Raw genomic sequence first — 24618 nt, 5'->3', positions numbered from 1 at the left:
CCCCTTATATCTTTTTATTTGCGAGTGAAATTATATACTGACCATAACCATTTTTCTTTAAAGGCTCTGCAAGCTCCAATAGCTGTTCCTTAGAAATATAACCTTTACGAAAAGCAATTTCCTCTAAACATGCTACTTTTAAGCTTTGACGTCTTTCAATTGTTTCAATAAATGTTGAAGCTTCTAATAGTGATTCATGTGTTCCTGTATCAAGCCATGCAAAACCGCGACCTAATAATTCTACATGAAGATTTCCAGCTTCTAAATATGCTTTATTTATATCAGTAATTTCAAGCTCTCCACGTGGAGATGGTTTGATTGATTTTGCGATTTCTACAACACTATTATCATAGAAATATAGACCTGTTACAGCATAAGTAGATTTTGGCTCTTGTGGTTTCTCTTCAATAGAAATAGCCTTGCCATTGCCATCAAACTCTACTACACCGAAACGTTCAGGATCTTTTACATTATAACCAAAAACAGTCGCTCCATTTCTTCTAGTAGCAGCTCTTTCTAACATTGATGTAAATTTGTGTCCATAGAAAATATTATCTCCTAAAATTAATGCTACAGAATCATCTCCTATAAATTCTTCACCTATAATAAAAGCTTGCGCTAAACCATCTGGAGAAGGCTGTACTGCATATTCCAACCGAATTCCTAAATCCTGACCATTACCTAGTAATTGCTCAAAACGTGGTGTATCCTCTAGTGTTGAGATAATAAGGATTTCCTTAATTCCTGCTAGCATCAATACTGATAGTGGGTAATAAATCATTGGTTTATCGTATATCGGTAATAACTGTTTGGATACTGATCGAGTAAGCGGATATAGACGTGTACCACTACCTCCAGCTAAAATTATTCCTTTCAAGAAATTCACTCCTAAGCTGATTTTTTTCCCAAAATATATTTGGATAAGATATATGTTACAGGTAATGAAATTATTATAACTAAAATGGGTGCGATCATTTCATTGACAATATTATTTTTTACTAACAAATTCAGAACAATAACATTAATGATATATTGAACAACATATACAAAAGGGTATTTGATTGCTTTACTAAATGTAAACTTAACTTTAAATACATATTTACTATTCAGTAAAAAAGAAATAACAATTCCACTTATGTATGAAATAGAATAAGAAATATTATAGCTAAAAAATAAAAGTAGCATTAAATAAATACCATAGGTTGCTATAGTGTTAAATCCACCTACAAATAGAAATCGAATAATCTCTTTATTCATATACTTCGTCCACAATATAACCTGGTTTTTTACGCGTTTCATCAAGAATACGCCATAGATATTCTCCTATTATTCCTAGCATCATCATTATAATTCCTTGTAATAATGTCACTAAAGCTATAATTGTCGTCCAGCCTTGTATAACTACATAGCCAGCTAAATAAGCTCCTATTGTAAAAAAAGCATATATAAAACTTAATACCGCTACCATAAATCCTACCATCGTCATGAAACGAATTGGGGCATATGAAAAACTCACAAACGAATCTACAAACAACTTTATTTTTTTCGAGAGTGTCCAACGTGATTTACCATGTTCTCTTTCTTTTCGGACATATGGAATAAATTCTTGATCATAACCTAGTGAAAAAATTAAACTCATAATATTCGTATTCTTTTCACTAATCAAAACTAACTCTTGAACAACTTGTCTGTCAATTAAGACAAAATCGAAACCGCCTTTCGGATATCCTTTAATAGCAAACTTGTCCATCAAATAGTAATACGTATTAGAGAATAATTTTTGAGAAAAACTTTCTTCTCGGTCAGTTCTTGTTGCCATCACTACTTTTTTACCTTGCTCCCAGCTTACCACCATTTTCTCAAATAACTCTGGTGGATCTTGAAGATCAGCAGAAATAATTCCAACACAGTCTCCCGAAACGTAATTTAGCCCTGCCTGAATCGCCTGCATTGACCCATAGTTTTTACTTAATTTTATTACCTTAATTCGAGAATCTTTTTTCTTTTCTTCAAGTAACAATTGTAAAGAATTATCCTTAGAACCATCATCAACAAAAACAAATTCTAGTTCATAATTCGGGAACAAATCTGTTAATGATTGAAGTTTTGGTATTGTATGCGGTATGTTCAACTCATTAAAATAAATAGGTACTAAAATCGAAAAAACTTTCTTACTCATAGTTATTTATAACCTCTACAACTTTTTTTACTTCATCCATCGTCATTACAGGGCTAATCGGTAAACTTAAAATTTCATTATGAATTTTTTCAGATATTTCAAAACTTAAATGGTTCCATTCCTCATAAGCAATTTGTTTATGAGGTGGAATTGGATAATGAATAATCGTTTGAATAGCGTTATCTAACAAATATTTTTGAAGCTTATCACGATTTTCTGTACGTACTACAAACACATGCCATACGTGCTGACTTTCACTTTCAACTTTCGGAAGTGTAATTTTGTCATTTTTAATATTTTCTAAATAGTAATTAGCTATTGTACGTCTATGATTATTTTCGTTATCAAGGGAATCTAACTTTACAGATAGGACAGCGGCTTGAATTTCATCTAATCTACTATTAACTCCCTTATAAAGATTTTCATATTTTTTATGAGAACCATAATTTCTATAGGCCACTAATTTAGTATATAGTGCTTCATCATTTGTTGTTATAGCTCCACCATCACCAAGCGCCCCTAAATTTTTTCCTGGGTAAAAACTAAAACCCGCTGCATCTCCAAGATTACCTACTTTTTTGCCTTCATAAATAGCACCATGAGCTTGAGCACAATCTTCTATAACTTTTAAATTATATTTTTTTGCAATTTCATTAATGGGGCCCATATCACAACTTTGTCCATATAAATGGACAACCATTATAGCCTTTGTTTTATCGGTAATATGCTTTTCAATATTAGCAGGATCAATATTATATGTACCTAGAGCTGGCTCTACTAAAACAGGTGTAGCGCCATTAGAAGAAACAGCTAAAATTGAAGCAATATATGTATTTGAAGGTACTAAAACTTCATCCCCTTCGCCAATATAATATGCTTTCACTATTAGAGAAAGTGCATCTAATCCATTCGCTACACCAATACAATATTTTGACCCACAATAAGCTGCAAATTTCTTTTCAAACTCATTTACAGATTCACCAAGAATATACCATCCAGATTTTAGAACCTTATCTAATGCGGCACTAATTGAATCATAATGCTTTTCATTCAGTTTTTTCAAATCTAAAAATTGAATCATTTATAGTTCACCCCTATTATAATTGAGCCACTTCTCCAGTAGGAGATTTTATATATTCCTTGCCGCAACTACATTCAGCTTTTTCAGAGCTAAAATGCAATTTTTCTGTACATTCACAAATATGATATTTAAACTTTGCAGGATTCCCAAATACTACTGAGTACGCTGGAACGTCTTTTGTTACAACTGAACCTGCACCCACCATGGCAAACTTACCAATGGTATTTCCAGCTATAATTACACTATTTGCCCCTATACTTGCTCCTTCTTCAACTAAGGTTTTTAGAAATGATTCAGGATATTGCTTACTTCTTGGCATTAGATCATTAGTAAATACCACATTAGGTCCTAAAAAGGCGTTATTTTCGATTTTCACGCCATTCCAAATGTAAATTCCAGATTTTATTGTTACATTATTACCTATTTCCACATCATTTTCGATAAAACAATGATCACAGACATTACAGTTAGACCCAATTTTAGCTCCATTCAAAATGTGAACAAAAGCCCAAATACGTGTATCAGCACCTATATTTTCGGTTTCTACAAGTGCATGAGTATGCTTAAAATAATTCGTCATTCTTATACCTCCGAGGTACTTTTACTATATACTTTTAAAAACTCCTCATAGTCTCTAATATAGTCTTTACTATCATATAACTCAGATGCTAACACTAATAGGACACAATCATTAGAGAAGTCATACATTTCATGCCAATCGTTCGGTTCTAAAATTAAAATTTTATTTGGTGAGTCTAATGTTACTTCTTCTTTTCTACTAGTATTGTCAAGATGGACTTTACATTTACCCGCAACACTAACTAATGCTTGTCTTGTCTTATGATGTGCATGAAAACCCCTGCGAATATCTTCTTTAGTAGAATAAATATAGAAGACTCTTTTTATTTCAAAAGGTATATTACTTTGAGTTTCTAATACTGCCAAGAAACCCCTTTCATCTCCTAATGAACTAGTTTCAATTATTGAACTTTTTTTCACATTCATTTGACTACCCCTTTATAAATTTTAATAGAACTGCTAAAGTAGGTGGATTTTCACATAAATGTTTACTACTAAAGTCGTCATTAAAGGCTAAAGTTCTTCTCAAAGCTCTTATGCTTAAACACACTTAATACTGACTAAACTCATTCTTCAATTTTGAAGATTTTATTTTTCCCTTATCAAATTAGTTCGCAATATCATTTCTTATGATTTCCTCTGTGTTAGTACTAATAGATCATTACTATCATATAATTCAGATGCCCAGTAGCAAAACGCTATCTAGATGAACTTTGCACGAACCAGCAACACTAATTAATGCTTGTCTTGTTTTATGATGAACATGGAAACCTCTCCTTATTCCATTCTTCGTACCATAAATAAAAAAGACTCTCTTTACAACAAATGGAATTTGCCCGTTACTTTCAACGACATTTAAAAGCCCTCTGTCATCCCTAGAGAAAGTATATGAATTAAATCACTTTTCTTAATCATCCATCACCTATATTACACCTTTATTTTTGTTCTTCTCTTCATTTTATACAATAAATATAAACCATATCCTATTAAAATAATCCAAGTAACTACGCTAATAACGATTGAAATTATTGTTCCAACTGGTTTAAATTCAAAAACAAACTTTGTATTCTCTGGATTTACCTTTACCGCAATTGCTCCACTATCTGTATGGACAATTTCTCTATTAAATTCATCAATATCTACTTTCCATCCATTAAAATATGTTTGTTCAAGGATTAAATAACTAGATGTATCCAACTCTAAATTCCCAGATATTTCATTAGGAGTATAATTAATCACTTCAGACGCACTAGTTTTAATAACTCCTGCTGTCTTTAATTTTGATTCGTTAAACTGAGCTTTTTCTTCTTCAATTAACCAAACTATAGGCTCTCCTTCTTTTGGCAACAATTCATTTTCAAAAGCTTCGTTAAATGTTTTTAGTTTAAAACTACCCACATAACCGCCATTTTGAAAGTTTTGAGTAAAAACTGTTCGTGCCATAGCTAAAGGAATACTTTCTGCTGATGTATTTGAGATCCAGTTTTCTTCTGGCAAATTATACAGTTTTTTAATTTCTTCACTATATGACTCAGGTCTCTCTGCAACCCCTATTGTATATTCATCATTTCTCCAAACTCCTAAGGTTGCAAAAATAACTATTAATAATGAAAGATTTGTAAAAAACAATACATTATTTTTTTTATAATTCATTGTAAATACAAACATCCCAATAATAGCTGCACTCCAAAATAGTTCTTTTATAATAGAATTATAAATCAAACTTTCAAACGAACCTATAGACCCAATTAAAATCACTACTGTAGTTAATATTAATAGTATATAAGCCCCTTTTGAAAAAATTTTATCGATTTTATAAAAATTGCTCTTATCTTTTATAATATTATCTAAATTCTTTATAGCTAATAACGTAATATAATAAAAGTAAATATATCTTATTCCACTAGGAAATTTAAATGTATCCATACCTGGAATGTAGTTGTATAAAATTTGATATACAATGGAATTTTGACCCATTGACAATAATAAAGCCAAAACACATCCAGCCAGTAATACTAAATCTTTACTAGTTTTAGGTACTCTAGAAAATGCCAGTAACAATATTGGCATTGCTATATACATATTACTCATTGATAAATCTAATCCCATGTTAAGTCTATCACTTAATTGGACTAAAACAGGTGAAAACACACCCAAAAGATTCCATATATTTAATGACGATGCTGTAGCACTTTCCCATGGAACGTGTGATCTAGTTATTTCATTCATTACAGTTAAGTTTGTATATACACTCACAAAACCAACTAAAATAGCTACAATAAGAACTATACTAGTAGAATAAAAGAAAACTTTTAATACATTTAAATTATTTGAGTCCTTTTTAATTTTTTTAAATGAAAACACTAATTCCATAACAATGAATAATGCTGTAAGTATTAAAAATGGTGGGTAATTATTTAATAAGAGTAGTCCTGTACTTACTCCTATTAAAATTAACCAACTATTCTTTCTCTCATCTATCCATTTTCTTGTAGCGTAATGAATAAGAGGAAATAACATTGCTGCTATAAGAAAAGTTATATGTTGTGCATTACTTACAAATTGTCCACTTGTGGCATACACAATCCCACCTAAAGCACATAGCCAGGGATTATTTACATAATTCCCTAACGAAAGGTACATAAACCACGCTGCAAGTAATATAATTACTAAATACTGAAATTGCATCATTTCTTGAGTGTAACCAACTATCCCTAGAATAATTGTTAATGGGAACCATATAGGTATCCCCATCAAATTACTTATGGGCACTCCCCTATATTGAAATGGTTCCCAAAATGGTAGTGTTCCACTCTTTAATGCTTCTGATATTGTTACAAAAGCCGGAAATATAGCGTCGTACATATCCCATTTCATCCATATTTCCCCTGATATTACAGGGGAATATATTATAATAAGACTAAAAAACATAAAGAAAATGGGTAAATACTTATTGTTTTTAACCCAATTTAAATATCTCATTTAACACTTTTCACCTACCAAATTTCGTTAAAATAAAATTCATTCCACAGAATTAAATTATTCCTACAACTCACTATATAATTGCTCTAAATCTATTAATACATTGTCCTATTCATACTTAACAATTCAATTTACATTATTCTTGTGAATTGTTGTATCAAGAATTAATTTCTCTACACAATGTCTAATACTCTACACTGAAGTAGGAACTAAAATAAATGGCACTATTTATAGCGTACTCTTTAACCGTTTATATATTATTTAAAAACCTTTTTCGCAGCTTTATACAAAAGAACTTTGAAACTCGTATTTTTTAATTGATACACAATATTAGTTTTTTGAGCAATGCCTTCTACTTCTTCTCGCAATTCACCCACAGTTAATTTCATCTCTGTATCTTTATGTTTATTTTTTACAATCTTTAAATACTCATCTAGCTTTTGTTGTCTTTCATGATTAACAGTTCGTTCAGCGGGCACTCTATATATTGATGTAACTTTTTCTACAAATAAGAACTTACTATTCATCGTATATCTAATCCACAAATCCCAATCTTCTAAATACTCTAACTCCAAATCAAATCCACCATATATATCATATAGTTTCCTTGAGAAGAGCACTGTTTGAATAGGGAAATAATTCTGATTAAGTATTAATAACTTATTGAATTTTTGTCTATATTGTATGTTATGGAAAAGTTCATCATAAATATAAGGATTTAAAGAATGTATACGTATCGGGGTTTCAAAAGCTAAAGAATATGCTGCATCATATTGAGGATTATTTAATATGGTATTAATTAAAACTTCAATATGGTCTGCATAAAATACATCGTCATCATCTAAAAAGTTAAAATATTCTCCGTCAGCTAAGCTTAAAGCTATGTTACCAACTTCACATCTCCCAACTTTATCTACTGTTGATTGATATATGTAATTTAATGATAAGAATTCTTTTTCAATCATTTCCTTCGAAATATCTGGTCCATCTTCTACAATAACAACTTGAATATTGTTATATGTTTGGTTTTCCAAGCTTTTCAATGTCTCTCTCAAAACATTCGGTCTACCACAAGTTCTTACAATTACTGAAATTAAAGGATTTTCTTTAGGTCCTTCATTAACGTAAAAGGCACCATCTCGAATTAATTCATAATCCCAACCTCTAAAGTTCGGTTTAAAACCTAATTTTTTATTTTTCCGATTCCATCTTCCAAATTTCAGACCTAGTGGAATACTTTTGAAAAAACCTTTTAATAATCGACTTTTATGCTTATCACTTGGCCCCTTAATTCCATACAACGTGTTATACATTAAGTATCCTTTTAATATATCTTTAGTAGTACCGAATTTGTATCTTAACATCAAATTATTAAATGTACTATTATAAAATTGATTCGGTTTTACTTCTCCTGCTGATTGGTAGGTATAGTGATACACTACACTTTTCGGTACATACTGTAATTTGTATCCATGTGCTCTAAAGCGCCAACTCAAATCTACATCTTCAGCGTACATAAAAATATTTTGATCAAACCCACCTACTTCAGTGAAATATTCCCTTTTAACTAGACACGCAGCAGCGCTTGCCCAACTTGTTTCTAAAGTAACTGGATTATAGAACTTAGGATGCTCATAAGGGAACTGTCTGCACTCCCAAAGTGCAACGTCAGAATCACTATTTAAAGCGGCATTCATTAGTTCAGAAATTGTATTAGGTAATACTTCTGTATCTACATTTAGAAAGAATGCAAATGGTTGCTTCGTATTCTTAAAGCCAAAGTTATTACCTCTCCCAAACCCTATGTTTTCTTTTAAATCATGGACATTAAAAGATCCTAGCTTACTATTTTTTTGGAAATTTAATAACTTGCTTACAGAATCATCGGATGAGGCATTATCCACAAAAGTAAGATGAATATCTTTCAGAGGGTATTCAGATTTTTCTAAACTTTGAATGAGACCCTTCAACCACTTACTAGAGTTATAGACTACAACCACAATATCAATACCTGACATTATTCTTTCTCCTTCTTATTTAAAAAATTTCTTTATCTTTCTTAATGGTTCTGTAATCTTCCAAGAAAGCGAATTTTTCATACCATTATTTTCATTAATTATTTTTTCGTTATTTTTTAAATACTCATCCAATAATTGGTCTTTTTTAACTAATATTTCTTTATGATTTTTTTCTAGTTCATTTAAGGTTTCATTATAATTTAATGCTAGTTTCTCATTCATCTCTAATTGAAAGTTTATTTTTTTTTGTAAATTATTTTCAATTAATTCAACTAACATATTCTCTTGATATTCATCATAAATTCTTGAATATTGCATTACAATTCTCACATTTAAATCTTTAATTTCCGAATTTTCATTTAAATAATAAATGAATTGAGGGTCAGTATTAATACTTAAAAAGATATTGTCATTTTCAGCAGAATTAATACAAATCTTTTTCAAACCATTATTAACTTGTAAATTCTCAATCATATTACCTACCAATGAACCTGTTTCATTTACTAAAACAACTTCATGAATAGTAATTATCCCTATACTATTTACTGGGTCAATTCTAATGGCCTTTAGACTTAGATCAGGAATTTTAAAAACAAACTCCTGCATCTCTTTTGTTTTTCCGACTAAATATTTTATAGATTCTTTTTCATTAAATCCATTACCAGAATCCCAAAATAATTGAATATAATCTTCAGAATTGTTTAAGGCAGAAGAATAATCCTGAAGATATTCCGAAAATACGCTTGTATTATTTTGTTTTAGATAATTAGATTTAAAGTTATTTAAACCAACCATAGTCATAAATTTTTTTTCCATCTCGTTATAAATATGGATTTCAGAATTTGTAATTTCTAACTCATTAAAAATCTCTTCTTTTTTCATGAAATTTTCAAAGTACAAGGAATACTTGTTAATAAATACAAGGATGGATCTGTACAAAATAAAATTGATTGGTAATGGGAAATTAAAAACCCACTCATAATCAATAACAATTATTTCTTCATTTGTAATCAACAAATTATCAAAATTCAAATCGATATTAGGGATTTTAATTGCCTTTTTGACAGAAAGTGAAGAATGATTACCGAAAATATTAATAAAATTTTCAGACTGAACAAAATCAACTACTTCTTCCTTTTCAAGCAAAGTCTTATACCAATAGATTTTATTAAAGAATTCATCTCTATTTTTCTCTATAACGTCTTTTAATAAAATTGAATCGAAACTTACGCCATCTATAAAAGGAAAGATAATAGTATCTTTTTCTAAAATTGGTTCTACTAATTTAAACGAAGAATGTTCTAATAATTTATAATTAAGATACATATTTTTTATATGACTTTTAGCTGCTTCATTTAAAGCTTCCTTCTTTACAGCCTTTTTCTTATTCTCTTCAAATATTATTGTTTTTATTTGAAATTTTTTGTTACGTTTTGTATTGTATCGAACACTTAAAATATCCAATTCGATAACTCTCCCCTTTATTATTCACTAATGACTAAAAAAGAATTAGCGAAAAAACCAAATTTTTCATTTTCTATTAATGTATCAAATATCTTTTCTTCATTAAACAGTTGAACCCTATCCTGATCAAAATTATGAATTAAATTTCTTAGTTCCCCTATTTGAGGTAATCTAGTATCTGAAAAAATTTGATATGGTAATTTGTAATCCGGTATTGGATAATAAAATTTTGATTTCTCTAACCCTACATCTTTTAATATATTTAATAATTCATTCTTAGAAAATGTGCGTACCCTATTACTATCATAATACCCTTCTAATGAATCGAAAAATTTCCCTGTATGATCTTCACGTGCTCCTGCCCAATACTTTAAACCAAATCTATTTTCAATAGCTATAAATAATTTTCCATTTGGTTTCAATAAACTTTTTACATAAGTAAGTAATTCATGAAATGGTTTATTTGACTCTGAAAATGAAGGGGCATATTCCAAAACACCAATTAGTGTAATATAGTCGAATTTATGTTCGAATTCTATTTGGTTAAAATCACCAACAATAATTTCTACATTATCACAATCTTGATTTCGATATGAATTAATTAAAGAACGTCTTTTAGATAATTCTACACATGTTACATGTCCCGTTAATTTTGCTAATGTACTAGTTATTGCACCACATCCAGCCCCTATTTCTAAAACCTTACTATTTTTATCGAATGGGTACCATTCTATTATATTTCCTCGGTCTTTAGATAAATGATATAAAATTGGCCATCTCGAGTCATTCTCTAATATTTCATTATAATCTTGATTATTTTTAACTATCTCTAAAAGTTCATTTTCAATGTCTCCATCACTATAAAGATCTTGACCACTATAATAATTTAAATTTAATTTTACTTTTCCAATTTCCTCAATCACAATATCACCTATTTATTTAGTAGTAATTTCGACTTTCGAGTTAGGGTCAAAAAAACCTACTGTATTTTTCGATGAAACAACTTGAAATGCAATAACATCATACAATCTGTGATACACAACAAATTCTCCCTTTTGAAAACCTGTACATCCAAATGAAAGTAAATAATTCCCTCCCTGTAACGTTACTTGCTGTTCGAAACTTACTTCAATAATTTGTCCAGCTTTAACTTCTTTTGATGAAGCATTTTCTATCATTGTATTAGTTCCTGTGATTTCTGTTCCTTTTAAATCTTTAATTGTATAGGCAAAAATAGGATTTTCAATCGTTTCTTTAAATTGAACTCTCATTTTTATCGTACAACTTACATCTTTATTAATTGCAGATGTAAGTTCCTTGTAATCATCAAAGATGCCATAATCTATGATTTCAGCAGAATCATTACCATAATTCAACATTTCTGCATTTAGTGGATAAAAATCTTTCCACTCTTTATGTGAAGTAGAAGTTGTCTCTATAATACCTTCTTTTCCTTTATGCAAATTCACTACAACTTTTTTATAAATATCAACAGCTTCTTTAGCAGGATATATACCTAGCGAATTTCCTTGGTTTAAAACTAGAACATTATCACAATATTTAATTACACTACCTAAATCATGAGTTACTAACAATATTGTCTTTCCTTGATTACGGAACTCATCAATTTTTTTGTAACATTTAATTTGGAAAAACATATCGCCTACAGCAAGCGCTTCATCAACAATTAATATGTCAGCATCGACATTAATAGCCACAGCAAAAGCTAGTCGAACATACATACCACTTGAATAGGTTTTTACCGGTTGGTCAATAAAATCGCCAATATCTGCAAATTGTTCGATTTCAGCAAATCTTATATCCATTTCTTCTTTTGAAACCCCTAAAATTGAACCATTTAAATATACATTTTCTCGACCTGTATATTCTGGGTTGAATCCGCTCCCTAATTCTAATAAGGCTGCGACACGACCATTTACTATTACTTCACCCTCAGTTGGAGTTAAAGTATCTGCTAGCATTTGTAGTAATGTACTTTTACCTGAACCATTTTGACCTACTATGCCAAAAGTTTGACCTTTCTTTACATCGAAACTAATATCATTTAATGCATTAAACTCCCGATAATATTTTTTTTCACCAAAAGATAAGCTTTGTTTTAATCGATCTATCGGTTTTCCATATATTTGATATTCTTTAGATATTTTTCTTACGCTAATTGCAATATTATTATTACTAGAGGACATCTGCAAAACCCTTTCTTGTCTTTTTAAACCAAATATATCCACTTAATGCAAAGAGAATACCTAAAATGGTTCCAATAATTACCCAATCCCAATGAGGGAATTGTCCCCAAATTATCGTACGTCTTGCATCTTCTACAACATATGTAATTGGGTTTAACAAATAAACAAAATGAAATTCTTTTGGAATTACTGAAATAGGATAAAATATTGGACTCATAAACATTAAGGCAGGAAGTACCAATGCAATTAGTTGACCTACATCCTTTATATAAACTCCTAATGAAGAAAGAAACCAAGATAAGCCTAATGTAAATAAAATTAAAGGTAAAATAACTATAGGAAATAACAAAGCTGTAAAGTTAAAAGTCCCCATTAATACAAATAATGCAACAATTAATACTAAATAACTAATAAACGCTTGAAATAGTGCAGACCCTACCGCAACAATCGGCATGATTTCTAAAGGAAAAACAACCTTTTTCACATAATTCGGATTAGAAGTAATTAAAAAAGGCGATTTAGATATTACCTCTGAAAAAATATTAAAAACTAATAACCCAGCAAGTAACAATAAAGCAAATTCTACTTTACTTGTTTCTTCACCAGTTCCCCATTTCGCTTGGAAAACTACACTAAAAACAAATGTATAAATCACTAACATCATTAACGGAGTTATAAGAGACCATAAGATTCCTAAATAAGAGCCTTTATATCTATTTGATATCTCTCTTCTAGTAAATTGATTTATTAAAGACCTTTGAGTAAACATATATTTAATTTGTGATATAACAGACTTTATCATCTTTTGAACTCCTTGATAACATATCATTAGATTTGGCATATATAGAAATAAAGAATATATAGGAATCCCATTACAACACTATTTTATAGCATTTTTCATACTCCTTAATAATCTCTTCCATTACTGAAATATATTATTTAAAATGGGTAGACGCTTTAACGTTCTACCCATTAAAAATAATTTTCAAATTATTTTTAAACTATTTTTTCTTTTTCATTAATTGTTGAAATTCCAATTAAAAGACCGGCAACTATCCACAGTGGGGCTGCTGTACCAGGTAATGTATCATTAAATAGTGCTTGGAATAAAAATGCTAACCATGTAACACACAAAATGACACCAAAATCATATGTTGATTTATACCGAATAATAGCCTTCAAACTTCCAAAAACAGTAAACGAAATAATACTCATAAAACCAATAAACCCTAAAAAGCCCGTTCCATAAAGAGTACCTACATACATATTATGCGGCTTGTCTACTATAACTGTCTCTGTTTCTAAATTTGCCCTAGCATCAATGTTGTAATGAGGGAAATTATAAATAAGGGTATCTAATCCATATCCAAACAGGGGACGATCCATCGTTAAATTTAAAACATTCTCCCAAATATATACACGTCCAGAACCAGCACCGACACCCGTTTCAGGAATCACCGGCAATTCAAACTGTTTCTCCGCTGCATATGCTGTTGTGCCTGATAGTATTGAATTATTCCAATCATAATTTTGTGATGTAGAGGAAACTACATTTTCTACAGAGTATGGATTTTCAGAAATAAAGAAGCCTAATGTTTCATCCCAAATTTTCGGGTTTTTCACCGCTAAAGCATGCAAACTTATTGCACTAACTATACAAAAAACGGCTAATAATGAAATTGCCATTGTTTTCTTTTTCGATTTAACTAAAAGCCATAAAACAAATGGTATACAGCATAAAATTGTTAAAAAACCACTAGTAGATAACGCCATAAATACAATTAAAATCGCAGAAAAAGCGAATAATAGATTTACTATTCTACGTGTAGTATTTGTGTCTATTACAACCCAAGTAAGGTACATCATAACAAGAATTGCAAACGTTCCACTCATATAATTCCCGTGGTTTAACGTTCCCAGCAATACCGATCCTTCACTTAAATTTGCTCCTTCAGGTAAAAATAATGTAACTAACTTTTTTGCCCATGCATTTTGCAGCAAATCTTTACCGAAAAAGTTTAAAGTTATAATACATAAATTAATAAAAACAAAAGGATAAGTTGCGTATACTACATATTGAACAGCTTTCTTCGGATACTCAATATTCATCGCAATGAAGAATATTGCTAGATAGCATAACCAACTAATTGCACCATCTGAACGGTTGTATAAACCATTTAGTGCGATTGAAATATTCGGTGAAAAAATTGTCGACAATACAATCGCTACAGCAAATGCACCAATCGCATAATTCAATTTTGTTTTACGAATTTCACCATTCATAAACAAAATTTTCGATAAGAACATTAAACCTGCTATTACAGTAATAGTTAGTAATATTAGTGCCTTATAATATGTAAAGAGATCCCCTTTTACTCCACCAGTTAAGGCACCTAAATTTGTAATAAGCGGTGATTGTACTTCAATAACACTTGCCATCACGATTAATGGCACAAAGCCTATTACAATAAGAAGCAATCCAAAAATCCACTTATCCACGGATTTTTGTGATTGTAAATCTTCCTCTACATCATGATAAGCTACCTTTTCGTAGAACTTGCTCATTATTATGTACCTTCCTTTATTGCGGATTTTCGATTTGCGCTAGTAATGAAGCAACATGCTCTTGATAATTTGGCATTTCCTCTAATGTCCATGCCGATTCTTGACATCTCAGGAGTACAGTTTTTGCATCCTCATATCTTTCAGCAGCTACAAATACCTCGCCTAATTGGATCATGAACATCGCATCTTCAGCCTTATAAGGATTAATATCTAGCGTTTTTTGCATATATATTGCTGCCTGCTTTGCATCACCCTTATTAACAGAAATGATCGCCGCTAAATAATTTGCAATCTCCGAACTCGGCTCAGCCTTTAAAACCTGAGAAATGGCTTCCCATGCCCCTTCATAATTACCATCTGTTTGTAATTGTACGGCCTGACTATATAGTGCCTCATTCGTTGCAAATTCTTGGTCCTGCTTGCTAGCCATAACATTCGCCACAATCAGACCAACTACGACAAATGCCACCACGCCGGACAATATATATTTTCGTATTGGTTCAGTAAATGTCATCTAACTCTACCTTCCTTAATTTACGTCTTTTTTTCACATATGGTTATTATACTATAAATCGGCAAATACATGTAGGGTGACTTCTATATTAAGGATGGAAACATTACATATATAACACCAATCATTACATTCTATTCATAATATAGTTAATTGGCAACAAAAAAACTCGCAAAGAATATCTCCCCACGAGTAATATTTCATTCAGTTCATAACGAATCTTTAATATCAACAACTTCATAACATCCACGATTATTCTAATTCCTTGCTTAAAATCTATTACCAATGACCACCTACAATATTAAAAGTTCCTAAACGAATGATGTGCTGCTCACTTTGAATGGCTATGCTTGAGTAATGTCATCTCCCACACCAAATTCAGCTGTTTAACCCGATTCATCTCTGTAGTCTAATGACAAAGAAATAGAGTTTGAAGTATGCTCTTTTGAAATTATATTTCTAGGTAAACCTAAGTTCATACTATAAATATGGTGTAAGAGCGAGCTTATACATATGCACTGAAACATTTCAATTACTCTCCTTAGAATGCCCTGTCTTTCATCAAATGTCATGGCAATGAACTATTTGTAGGTATACAAAAAAACTAATCTGCACATCCATGCAAATCAGCTAAGCTATAATCAATCTATAAACAATCCACAACACCTGCTCCCCGTCACCTCACGCTTCGAACGCTACTAATCTTCCTTTAATAACACGGCAATTTGTTACAAAATAGGTTCCCATTCACATCTTACTCCCTTTGTATCAATTACACACTCCAATTTTGCAAGTTGACCTTCAATTGGATCTAAACCAATTGCTACAAAGAAACGATACGTTCTTATAGGATGCACATTCACAGCATACAAAATTTCTCCGTTTCAGTCCGAATATCCTCCCGCCACATCTTCCGTTCTTGCACAATATATTGAAGCATATAATTTTTATCCTCATTTTTCTTCATAACAAATGCCGTAATCATTGTCCCTAAATATGTAGAACTAAATACATTTCCAACGATTTTCAAATACATCCCAAACATTATATAAGCTCCCCTATATTACATACTATCAACTATATATACGTAGAGTTTTCAAATAAGAATTTCATTTACACTATATATCACTAAGCAATTACCGATATTGAGGCAGTAAACATATACTTCTCCAATATTTCGAACATGCAATATTCAAGTTGAAATTTCTGCGCTAGTATAACTAAAAAAGACTGTGACAAACCTAGTTAAACTAGATTTGTCAACAGTCAATATTAAATCGGTCGTTTTATAATCTATAAGATTAGTATTTACGAGCAAATGTTAAGCTTGAAGTTGTAGTAGGTGCATAAGTAGCTGTGTACTCACGACCGTCAACAACTAAAGTAACTACTTTGCCAGCTGTTAATGCTGGTGATAAAGTGAATGTTACAGTATCAGTAGATGTAACAGTTCCTGTTGTACCATTTACTGTAGCTAGGTTGATATTATTAGTACCAGCAGTAAATGTAATTGCAACCGTGTCACCAGAAGTTGTTGTTACTGTTGCAGCTTTTACTTGTGCGTTTTCAACAACTGCTGTTGGTACTGTGTAACCAGAAATTTGAGAAACTGGTTGAATTACTGATGCAGTAGCAATAGTAACACGAGTGATGATTGGAGCCACTCCAGCTGCATATTTAACAGTATTATCAGAATTTAAAATTTGGTTATTAGAAACAACTACGCCAGATACATACGCAACTAATTCCCCGATACGAGATTGAGCACCTGCAAAGTTAATGCGTTCATTTTTAAATAAATGAACATTCGCATTAGAGAAGTCTGAACCTACTAAATTAAATGTTTGTTGTGCATTTGTGTGAACATACGCATTACCATTTAATGTTAGATTATCAGCTGTGAATTTTTGTACGTTGATTTGACCTTGGTAGTTAGCGTTAGTACCGCCACCGCCAACATCAATTGAACCGTGTAACACTAAGTCTTTAAGAGTCACGTTGTCGTTGTTTACAACAACTTTTACTGGTAACTCTGATCCTGGTGTTGATGAACCAATTGTTTTACCATGGAAATTATAAGTTGCATTTAAATTAGTTAGGTAAATAGCTGCACCTGATTTAAATCCAATATGAGATTGACCTGCAGCTACACCCATTCTTACTGTTGTTGGGTTAGAGTCTTTAGCAAGAGTAAACGTTACTTCTGTATCAACTAAATTCGAACCTTGTACAGCATTATTGTGGCCTTCAAATGTTGACTCAGAAATAATAGTTCCTGCTTGGTTAAAGAATTGTGAATTTGATTCATAAGGTACATCTTTAACAGTTACACCATCATTTAATAATAATAATAAACGGTTATTAACTGTGTCTGTTGCAATTACGCGACCAGTGTATGGTACACCTGGTTGGATACCTTCAACGTTATTTAAGTTGAATACCGCAGAAGCTGTTAAGTTTTGTGGTAATGATGGAACATTAGCAGCACTAGCAGTTGCTGTTACTGTTGTACCACGAGTTGCTTTTACATATAATGTTGCGCGACCGTTAATGTCTGCATCAACAGTTAATAGACCAGTATTTGAGCTACCCATGTTGATATAACCACCTGGGATTGGTGTTGCACCCGGAAGTAATTTACCATCAGCACCTACTGAACTTGCTGCATATACTTCTGCACCAGCAAATGTAGATTGGAACTGGAATACTACACGTAAGTTAGATTGGTTGTAAGTGTTATATGGTTTTTTGTTTTGATCCACTGTTTGATATGTGAATGCAGCTAAGTCACCAACACTTACATTTTGAGCATCTTTACCATCTACAGTTAAGATAGCTGATTGTACAACTGCGTCACCGAAGTATGCGATGCCACCAACTTGTTGTAAATCATTTTTATCTAAACCAGCTTTGTCACCCGTTTCAGAGAATACAGTTGGTGTTGCGTATGCATCTTTTGCACCGATTAATGTAAATGCTACTTCACCTTTTGAATCTGTTGCAAGGTTTACAACATATTTTTCAGATTTGCTAGCATCATTTGTTAGAAGGTGAATTGAGTTAGCGTTTTTATCCACTAAGTACACAGCACTACCAGCTGCTCTTAAACCAGAACCGACATCTACAGAAACACGTACTTGTGTACCAGTTGGTGCAAGGTTACCCTTCTCATCTTTTAATACTGCTTTATAGTCACGACCACCAGTATTTACTAATGCATCCGCTAATTGAGCAGAAGCTGATTTTCCATTAGCAATATTGTAATAAGTGTGTACTGATTTTGTACCAGAGAATGCAGGGAAGTCACCAGTTGGGTTTCCTACTGTACCACGTACAAGAACGAAGCCAGTTGGCACTGTTTCACCAGTACGTAATGGGTTAGCTTGGTTGATGTAGCTTGCACCTGTTGGAAGTGTTGTACCTCTAGTAATCCAAGTAAGATTGTTTGCTGCATCACGAATTAAAATGCTATTAGATGTTGCATTTTCATATGTGTATGATGTAGCTGAACCTGCTGTAGCATATGCAGCTGCAAATTCAGTTCCAATAGAATCTAAAGCTAATTGTAAGTTTTGGATTTTACCGAATGCTAATTTTGGAGCTTCTGCAAATAATTCAGTTGTATTGAAGCGACCACGGTTACCTGTTGCATTTTGTGGATTTTCTTTGTTATCTACAAATACAACCGGTGTTACTTCAGCATTGTTACCTGTTAATGTAACGATTGCTTCACCGTTTTTATCAACTGCAACTTTTACAACTTTGATGCCTTGGCTTTGATCACCTAAAGAAGTTGTGAATTGTCCTGGGTAACCTAAGTTTCTGCCATTACCATCAATTACATCTACAGTTTTTACTGCTTTATCAGGTGTTACATCAATATTTTCTTTAAAAGCAATATTTACGTAATTACCTGCTGGGTATACTTGACCATTTTCAGTGAATGCAGCAGTATAGCCTTCTGTATGGTATAGAGCAGCTTTGATTTTATATTGCTTTTTAGCACCATTATTTACTGAGTTACCTGTAGTTACTTCAGAAATCGTTAATGGTTTAATAGATGCCCAGTATACTTTTGCAAATGAACGTACTGATGCTTTACCAGTTGCGTATGCTTGCACTTCATCAGATGAAGCGATTTGTTGGCTAGTTTGTGCATAACGAGTGTAAGAGTAAGTAGCGATACCCTCTTCATTAGTTGTTGCTTCAGCAATGATTGGTGCGTTTAATGTACCAGTGCTATTATCATTATAGTTATTGATAATGTTAAATGTAACTGGAATACCAGCTTTAGATTGACCTTCAGCTACAGTAACTTTTGCTTGTACAGTTACTTGGTTACCAACAACATCTTGTTGAGATTTTTGAACTACATCAATAGCAGTTGGGATTACAGCTGCTAAACCTTTGAACGAACCGATTTTTTCGTCATTTAAAGTTACAGTGTATTCTACATCAGCTGTTTGAGCAGATGTTGTTAATACAACAACTTTTTTGTTTGATTGTTTTACAGCTGCGTTGCTGATTTCTAAACCTTCAATAGCGAAGTCAAGAGCTTTAATATCAGTAACCTCTTCGTCAAATGTTACTTCAACAGTTGTGTTATTGATAGCTTTAACTGCAGCATCAACTTCAGCATTAATTACGTTTTCGATTGTACGGTGTAAGAATGAAGCGAATTGACCGCGAGTTACGCTGTCAGCTGGACGGAAGTTAGATACGTTAGTAATTTCAGCGTATTCTAATGCTACGATCGCGTTACGTTGCTCTGCAGAGAAAGCTTTGTCAAGGTCAGAAATTTCAGTAACGTGACCTGCTTCTTTGTATTCTGCTACTAGATCTACACCTGCGATTTCTTCAATAGCACGTACAATAACAACTGCCATTTGTTGACGTTGCATGTTTTGTGTGTAGTTTAATTTACCGTTTGAACCATTGAATACGCCTGCATCTTTAGCAAGTGCAGCATATTGCACTAGTTCTTCTTCAGCTGTTAGAGCTAAATCACTGAAGCGTTGTTCAGTTTTCCAGTCAGCTGGGATTTCTTGGCCTTGTGCTTCTAACCAACGACCTAACATTTTTACCACTTGTCCGCGGTTGATTGTTTGGTTTGGTTTGAATGTGCCGTCAGAGTATCCGTTAATGATACCTGCTTCAGATAGTGCGTTGATTGCTACTGCGTGGTCGCTGCCAGCAACGTCCTTGAATTCAGCTGCAGATGCAACTGGTACGATTGCAGATGCTACTAAAGTAGCTGTTGCAGCCGTTGCTACGAATTTTTTGTATTTCTTTGGTTGGTTAGCCATTGAAAAATTTCCTCCTCTTAAGTTCAAAAATTATGTTTACTCTACATAGTCATGCAGTAAATAAACAACTACACATAAAAGTATAGTTGTATCTCCAAAAGTTGTCAATCACATTTTAGGAAACTTCCATAAAATTTTCCGGAAAATATAGGATATCAACTCTCTTAATCTATTGTCGGCTATATATGAGTTTTTTTCAAGTATATTCATGTATTTTCTTTAACAAATTTTAGTTTACATTATTTTCTTTAATTATTTTTTCTCTTTACACACGAAAAAAGCTCAAGCATATATATGCTTGAGCTTTTTTCGCTTGGGCTACCAACCGTTTTTTCCTTGCAGGGAATTCTATTATTTCATAGAGGAAATTCCTATACACCTACAGTCTAACACTTTCCATTTCAAACAACAATACAATTTTTTAACTTTATTGCCGTTTTTTTCTTGATACTTCAAGTAAAAATAGTGGTAGTGCCATTTGACGCTTGATACGCTTAGGTTCTTTCAATAATCGATAAAACCATTCGAGGCCAAACTTTTGGAAAATTTCTGGTGCGCGTTTAACTGTTCCTGCTAATACATCAAACGATCCGCCGACACCTTGGTAAATTGTTGGGTGCAAATGATCGCGATTTGCGTTAATCCAGTTCTCTTGCTTTGGACTCCCCATTGCAACAAACAGTAAATCAGGCTTTGCTTCGTTAATACGATTAATGACCACCTGCTCGTCCTTTTCATAGCCGTCCTGTGTGCCGACTATTTTAATAGAAGGAAATAATGATTCAAGCTTTGCTTTTGCCGCATCTGCTACACCCGGCTTCCCTCCGTAAAGGAAAATCGGTTTACCTCGTTTGGCTGCTTCCTCGCAAAGTTTCATCATCATATCGACGCCCGTCACGCGTTCACGAATTTGCCCTTTTTGAATTTTTGAAGCGAGGATGACACCGATACCATCTGGAATTTGAAATTCCGCTTCGTTTAAGAGCTTTTTCAACGCTGGGTCTTCTTTTGCTTTAATGATTTTTTCAGGATTGATGGCCACAACGAGTGCTTTTTCTTTTTTCTCTATGCGCTCAAATGCCATGTCCATTAATTCGTCATAGCCTTCCGTGTTGACGTTGATGCCAAGTACTGTTTCTTTCATCCGTTTTTCGCATCCCCAAGTAAGTGGAACTCGAAGCCAGCTTGCTCCCAGTTTTCACGGCTTAGGCAGTTTTTCGTATCGAAGACGATTTTTGACTTCGTTTGGATTTCTGTTGCGTTAAGCGTTTTGAATTCATTATGATCCGTTAACACGACAATGATATCCGCATCTTTAGTTGCTTCCTCTAAGCTTTGCGTTTGTGTTACGTGTTTGTTTTCTTTTATGTGTGGATCGTAAGAAATCACATCTAAGCCTAGATTTTGTAGTTCATCTATGACAATTGTAGATGGACTTTCACGCATATCATCAACGTTCCCTTTGAAAGCTAGTCCAAGAACAGCAACCTTGCCACCTGCAATTTTGTTTTGATTTAAGATGGCTTGCGTTTTTTGTGCTGTGTAACTTGGCATACTGTCATTTGTATTACGGGCCATATGAATAATTTGTGCTTGCTCACCACCAAGTTCAACTAGGAACCAAGGGTCAACAGCGATACAGTGACCACCTACACCCGGTCCTGGGAAATGTACATTCACACGTGGGTGATAGTTTGCAAATTTAATGGCTTCCCAAATGTTAACGTCTAGTTTCTCAGCCATTTTTGCAAGCTCATTGGCAAATGCAATATTGACATCACGGTATGTGTTTTCCATTACTTTAACAAGTTCAGCAGTTGTCGCATCTGTTAAGTGAATTGTCCCTTTTACAAACGTTTCATATAGTTCCTTTGTTAACTCTGATGATTTTGCATCAATACCACCGACAATACGGTCGTTGTTCACCAATTCTTCAAAAACGCGACCTGGGATAACACGTTCTGGTGAATGTGATACAAACAGGTCAACACCGAATTCAAGGTTTGCTTTAATAAGCTCTGGTAGCATTACGTGCTCGACTGTTTTCGGTGGTACTGTTGATTCAAGAATCACGAGGTTTCCTTTTTTTACATAAGGTACGATTGATGCAGTCGCTTGACGTACATATTCTAAGTTCGCTGTATTGTCGGGATTGATCGGTGATGGTACAGCAACAATAAATACGTCCGCTTCTTGCGGTGTCGTTGATGCTGTTAGAAATCCTTCATCTACTGCTTTATTTAAACGCTCTTGCAAGCCTGTCTCTTCAATATGAAGCTTTTTCTCTTGAATACTTCTCACTGCTGCAGGGTTTACATCCACGCCGTGTACCTTTAGGCCATGATTGGCGAACATTACTGCCGTTGGTAAACCGATATAGCCAAGCCCAATAACACAAATTGATTTAGTCATCATCTATACTTCCTTTCGTTTCAAAAACGAGTTGATATTTTATGTGAGTGTTTCGAATGCAATCGCATTTGTTCTGCATTATAGTATACCTCTTTCAGGTGAAACTGTGAATAAATTTGTTGTTTCGTGGATTTAATCAGCGATTTTTTGGGGTCTATCGGCTATATTCGGACTTCTATCAGCGATTCTCCGGGGGCTATCAGCTATGTTTGGAGTTCTATCAGCGATTCTCCGGGGGCTATCAGCTATGTTTAGACTTCTATCAGCGATTCTCCGGTGGCCATCGGCTATCTTCACACTTCCTGTATAGACCCGATAAATTGTACTGCGTGTATTTGCCTGAGCCGCTTCGTGTCACACAAGATTTTTGCAAAATACGCTTCGCCACATCCTGACTGTCGATGTTCAAAAAGTAGCGACAGTCTTTATTCGTTATCGTATCACCAACGAGCATATAGTAATCCCGCAGTGCTCGCACATGCGCGTGTGAGCATACATACTGACATCGAGTGCAAATCCATCCCCTTTTCAGCTTTTGCATACCGTATTGACCACAATTTTCGCAGTAAATCCCTTTTTGCAGGTTCGCCACTTCGATATCATAGTATTCACAAAGTGGAAAAGGCGCCCGATCCCTTATATGTGACAAAATCATGTGCGTGATGTCGTTTACCGATTGCTGATATCTTCCCACAGAAAGTTTATGAAAATACAGCGGCAATTCCTTTGCCATCAAAATCGGTAAACCCTCACCCTCCCGATGAATAGTTACATTATTAAAAGGAAAAACAATAGCGCCATATATCGGCATTGAGATATGGTGTGCATCAAGAAACTGTTGCATTGCCAGTATATACTGCTCAAGTTGCACTTCTGGATGAGTAAACACAGCCGTGTCCCCTTTTTCCGTTGTGCGAATTACCTGGCGAGGATTGTTTTTGAAACGAACTTGCCCTCGAATGTTTTTGATTTCTAATAGGATGACTCCATTTGGTGTAATAACGAGAATATCGATTTGCATAGGGAGCGCTGTGGGAAGTATGACATTGTGAAGTACGTGGAAGTCATGAAGCGTTGAGAATTTTTGTAGCTCTTGCATGATGTAACGTTCGCCGAAATCACCCGCTTCTTTTATTTTCAATTCTTTCTGAAGTCTTTCGAACTGCGGATGTGTTGGGTGTAAACGCGCGATAAGTGCTTGTAGCCCTAGTATGAATGGTGATGAAGTGAACGGTTTGTCAATCAATATCATTTCTCCTTTTTCATTAACTATAGCAAGGATTGACATTGAATAAAACAGGTTGATTAATATTA

The 24618-nt window shown here is 33.2% G+C and carries 19 protein-coding genes and 1 pseudogene; all 20 read right to left on the bottom strand.

The genetic code is table 11. The features are described from left to right. Nucleotides 1–4: 4 nt before the first annotated feature. Nucleotides 5–877: a glucose-1-phosphate thymidylyltransferase RfbA gene (gene rfbA, locus AEA09_RS17880; RefSeq protein ID WP_053585308.1), complete on the bottom strand. Its 873-nt coding sequence runs from the start codon at nt 875–877 to the stop codon at nt 5–7. Between the two features lie 11 nt (nt 878–888). Continuing rightward, nucleotides 889–1257, bottom strand: a complete 369-nt coding sequence (locus tag AEA09_RS20685) for a GtrA family protein (protein ID WP_053585307.1) — start codon at nt 1255–1257, stop codon at nt 889–891. Next, on the bottom strand, nt 1250–2179 hold the full coding sequence (locus AEA09_RS17870; RefSeq protein ID WP_053585306.1) for a glycosyltransferase family 2 protein: 930 nt from the start codon (nt 2177–2179) through the stop codon (nt 1250–1252). The genes AEA09_RS20685 and AEA09_RS17870 overlap by 8 nt, the downstream gene beginning before the upstream one ends. Then, entirely contained in the window at nt 2172–3260 is a 1089-nt protein-coding gene (locus AEA09_RS17865; RefSeq protein WP_053585305.1) for a DegT/DnrJ/EryC1/StrS family aminotransferase, read from the bottom strand. Before AEA09_RS17865 ends, AEA09_RS17870 begins: the two co-directional genes overlap by 8 nt. A 16-nt stretch (nt 3261–3276) precedes the next feature. After that, nucleotides 3277–3840: an acyltransferase gene (locus tag AEA09_RS17860; protein ID WP_053585304.1), complete on the bottom strand. Its 564-nt coding sequence runs from the start codon at nt 3838–3840 to the stop codon at nt 3277–3279. Nucleotides 3841–3842: 2 nt separating this feature from the next. Beyond that, a complete protein-coding gene (locus tag AEA09_RS17855) occupies nt 3843–4265 on the bottom strand; it encodes a sugar 3,4-ketoisomerase (RefSeq protein WP_053585303.1) in 423 nt (140 codons plus the stop codon). 250 nt (nt 4266–4515) lie between these two features. After that, nucleotides 4516–4704 (bottom strand): annotated as a pseudogene (locus tag AEA09_RS19730) (sugar 3,4-ketoisomerase); the annotation flags it as partial. A 62-nt stretch (nt 4705–4766) separates the two neighbouring features. After that, nucleotides 4767–6716, bottom strand: a complete 1950-nt coding sequence (locus tag AEA09_RS17850) for a YfhO family protein (protein ID WP_053585302.1) — start codon at nt 6714–6716, stop codon at nt 4767–4769. Nucleotides 6717–7078: 362 nt separating this feature from the next. After that, a complete protein-coding gene (locus tag AEA09_RS17845; RefSeq protein ID WP_053585301.1) occupies nt 7079–8839 on the bottom strand; it encodes a glycosyltransferase family 2 protein in 1761 nt (586 codons plus the stop codon). A gap of 15 nt (nt 8840–8854) precedes the next feature. Beyond that, complete coding sequence (locus tag AEA09_RS17840; protein WP_053585300.1) at nt 8855–10303, bottom strand: hypothetical protein; 1449 nt, start codon at nt 10301–10303, stop codon at nt 8855–8857. A 20-nt stretch (nt 10304–10323) separates the two neighbouring features. After that, on the bottom strand, nt 10324–11226 hold the full coding sequence (locus tag AEA09_RS17835; RefSeq protein WP_053585299.1) for a class I SAM-dependent methyltransferase: 903 nt from the start codon (nt 11224–11226) through the stop codon (nt 10324–10326). A gap of 12 nt (nt 11227–11238) precedes the next feature. Continuing rightward, entirely contained in the window at nt 11239–12510 is a 1272-nt protein-coding gene (locus AEA09_RS17830; protein ID WP_053585298.1) for an ABC transporter ATP-binding protein, read from the bottom strand. Then, nucleotides 12500–13312: an ABC transporter permease gene (locus tag AEA09_RS17825; RefSeq protein WP_053585297.1), complete on the bottom strand. Its 813-nt coding sequence runs from the start codon at nt 13310–13312 to the stop codon at nt 12500–12502. Before AEA09_RS17825 ends, AEA09_RS17830 begins: the two co-directional genes overlap by 11 nt. A 194-nt stretch (nt 13313–13506) precedes the next feature. Next, nucleotides 13507–15075 (bottom strand): O-antigen ligase family protein, encoded by a 1569-nt coding sequence (locus AEA09_RS17820; RefSeq protein ID WP_053585296.1) that lies wholly within the window; start codon nt 15073–15075, stop codon nt 13507–13509. A 16-nt stretch (nt 15076–15091) separates the two neighbouring features. Continuing rightward, the gene (locus tag AEA09_RS17815) at nt 15092–15589 is read right to left on the bottom strand and encodes a tetratricopeptide repeat protein (protein WP_053585295.1); all 498 of its coding nucleotides are present in this window, start codon (nt 15587–15589) and stop codon (nt 15092–15094) included. An 856-nt stretch (nt 15590–16445) separates the two neighbouring features. After that, nucleotides 16446–16631 carry a hypothetical protein gene (locus AEA09_RS17810; RefSeq protein ID WP_053585294.1) on the bottom strand — a complete coding sequence of 62 codons (186 nt, stop codon included), beginning with the start codon at nt 16629–16631 and terminating at the stop codon, nt 16446–16448. A 256-nt stretch (nt 16632–16887) separates the two neighbouring features. Further along, nucleotides 16888–20892 (bottom strand): S-layer homology domain-containing protein, encoded by a 4005-nt coding sequence (locus AEA09_RS17805; RefSeq protein WP_053585293.1) that lies wholly within the window; start codon nt 20890–20892, stop codon nt 16888–16890. A 427-nt stretch (nt 20893–21319) separates the two neighbouring features. After that, nucleotides 21320–22036: a WecB/TagA/CpsF family glycosyltransferase gene (locus tag AEA09_RS17800; protein WP_053585292.1), complete on the bottom strand. Its 717-nt coding sequence runs from the start codon at nt 22034–22036 to the stop codon at nt 21320–21322. Further along, on the bottom strand, nt 22033–23304 hold the full coding sequence (locus AEA09_RS17795; RefSeq protein WP_053585291.1) for a nucleotide sugar dehydrogenase: 1272 nt from the start codon (nt 23302–23304) through the stop codon (nt 22033–22035). Before AEA09_RS17795 ends, AEA09_RS17800 begins: the two co-directional genes overlap by 4 nt. Nucleotides 23305–23566: 262 nt before the next feature. Next, on the bottom strand, nt 23567–24550 hold the full coding sequence (locus AEA09_RS17790; protein ID WP_053585290.1) for a nuclease-related domain-containing protein: 984 nt from the start codon (nt 24548–24550) through the stop codon (nt 23567–23569). Nucleotides 24551–24618 lie beyond the last annotated feature (68 nt).

The organism is Lysinibacillus contaminans (assembly GCF_001278945.1).
GTDB lineage: Bacteria > Bacillota > Bacilli > Bacillales_A > Planococcaceae > Lysinibacillus > Lysinibacillus contaminans.
Note: the sequence above shows the minus strand (reverse complement) of the source record. Positions and strands in the feature narration are given on the sequence as shown.

Bases quoted from the DNA above. Each gene is read 5' to 3' on its own strand.
- AEA09_RS20685 (WP_053585307.1), bottom strand. From the start codon at position 1,257: ATGAATAAAGAGATTATTCGATTTCTATTTGTAGGTGGATTTAACACT.
- AEA09_RS17870 (WP_053585306.1), bottom strand. From the start codon at position 2,179: ATGAGTAAGAAAGTTTTTTCGATTTTAGTACCTATTTATTTTAATGAG.
- AEA09_RS17865 (WP_053585305.1), bottom strand. From the start codon at position 3,260: ATGATTCAATTTTTAGATTTGAAAAAACTGAATGAAAAGCATTATGAT.
- AEA09_RS17860 (WP_053585304.1), bottom strand. From the start codon at position 3,840: ATGACGAATTATTTTAAGCATACTCATGCACTTGTAGAAACCGAAAAT.
- AEA09_RS17855 (WP_053585303.1), bottom strand. From the start codon at position 4,265: ATGAATGTGAAAAAAAGTTCAATAATTGAAACTAGTTCATTAGGAGAT.
- AEA09_RS17850 (WP_053585302.1), bottom strand. From the start codon at position 6,716: ATGAAATGGGATATGTACGACGCTATATTTCCGGCTTTTGTAACAATA.
- AEA09_RS17845 (WP_053585301.1), bottom strand. From the start codon at position 8,839: ATGTCAGGTATTGATATTGTGGTTGTAGTCTATAACTCTAGTAAGTGG.
- AEA09_RS17830 (WP_053585298.1), bottom strand. From the start codon at position 12,510: ATGTCCTCTAGTAATAATAATATTGCAATTAGCGTAAGAAAAATATCT.
- AEA09_RS17825 (WP_053585297.1), bottom strand. From the start codon at position 13,312: ATGATAAAGTCTGTTATATCACAAATTAAATATATGTTTACTCAAAGG.
- AEA09_RS17820 (WP_053585296.1), bottom strand. From the start codon at position 15,075: ATGAGCAAGTTCTACGAAAAGGTAGCTTATCATGATGTAGAGGAAGAT.
- AEA09_RS17815 (WP_053585295.1), bottom strand. From the start codon at position 15,589: ATGACATTTACTGAACCAATACGAAAATATATATTGTCCGGCGTGGTG.
- AEA09_RS17810 (WP_053585294.1), bottom strand. From the start codon at position 16,631: ATGTTTGGGATGTATTTGAAAATCGTTGGAAATGTATTTAGTTCTACA.
- AEA09_RS17805 (WP_053585293.1), bottom strand. From the start codon at position 20,892: ATGGCTAACCAACCAAAGAAATACAAAAAATTCGTAGCAACGGCTGCA.
- AEA09_RS17800 (WP_053585292.1), bottom strand. From the start codon at position 22,036: ATGAAAGAAACAGTACTTGGCATCAACGTCAACACGGAAGGCTATGAC.
- AEA09_RS17795 (WP_053585291.1), bottom strand. From the start codon at position 23,304: ATGACTAAATCAATTTGTGTTATTGGGCTTGGCTATATCGGTTTACCA.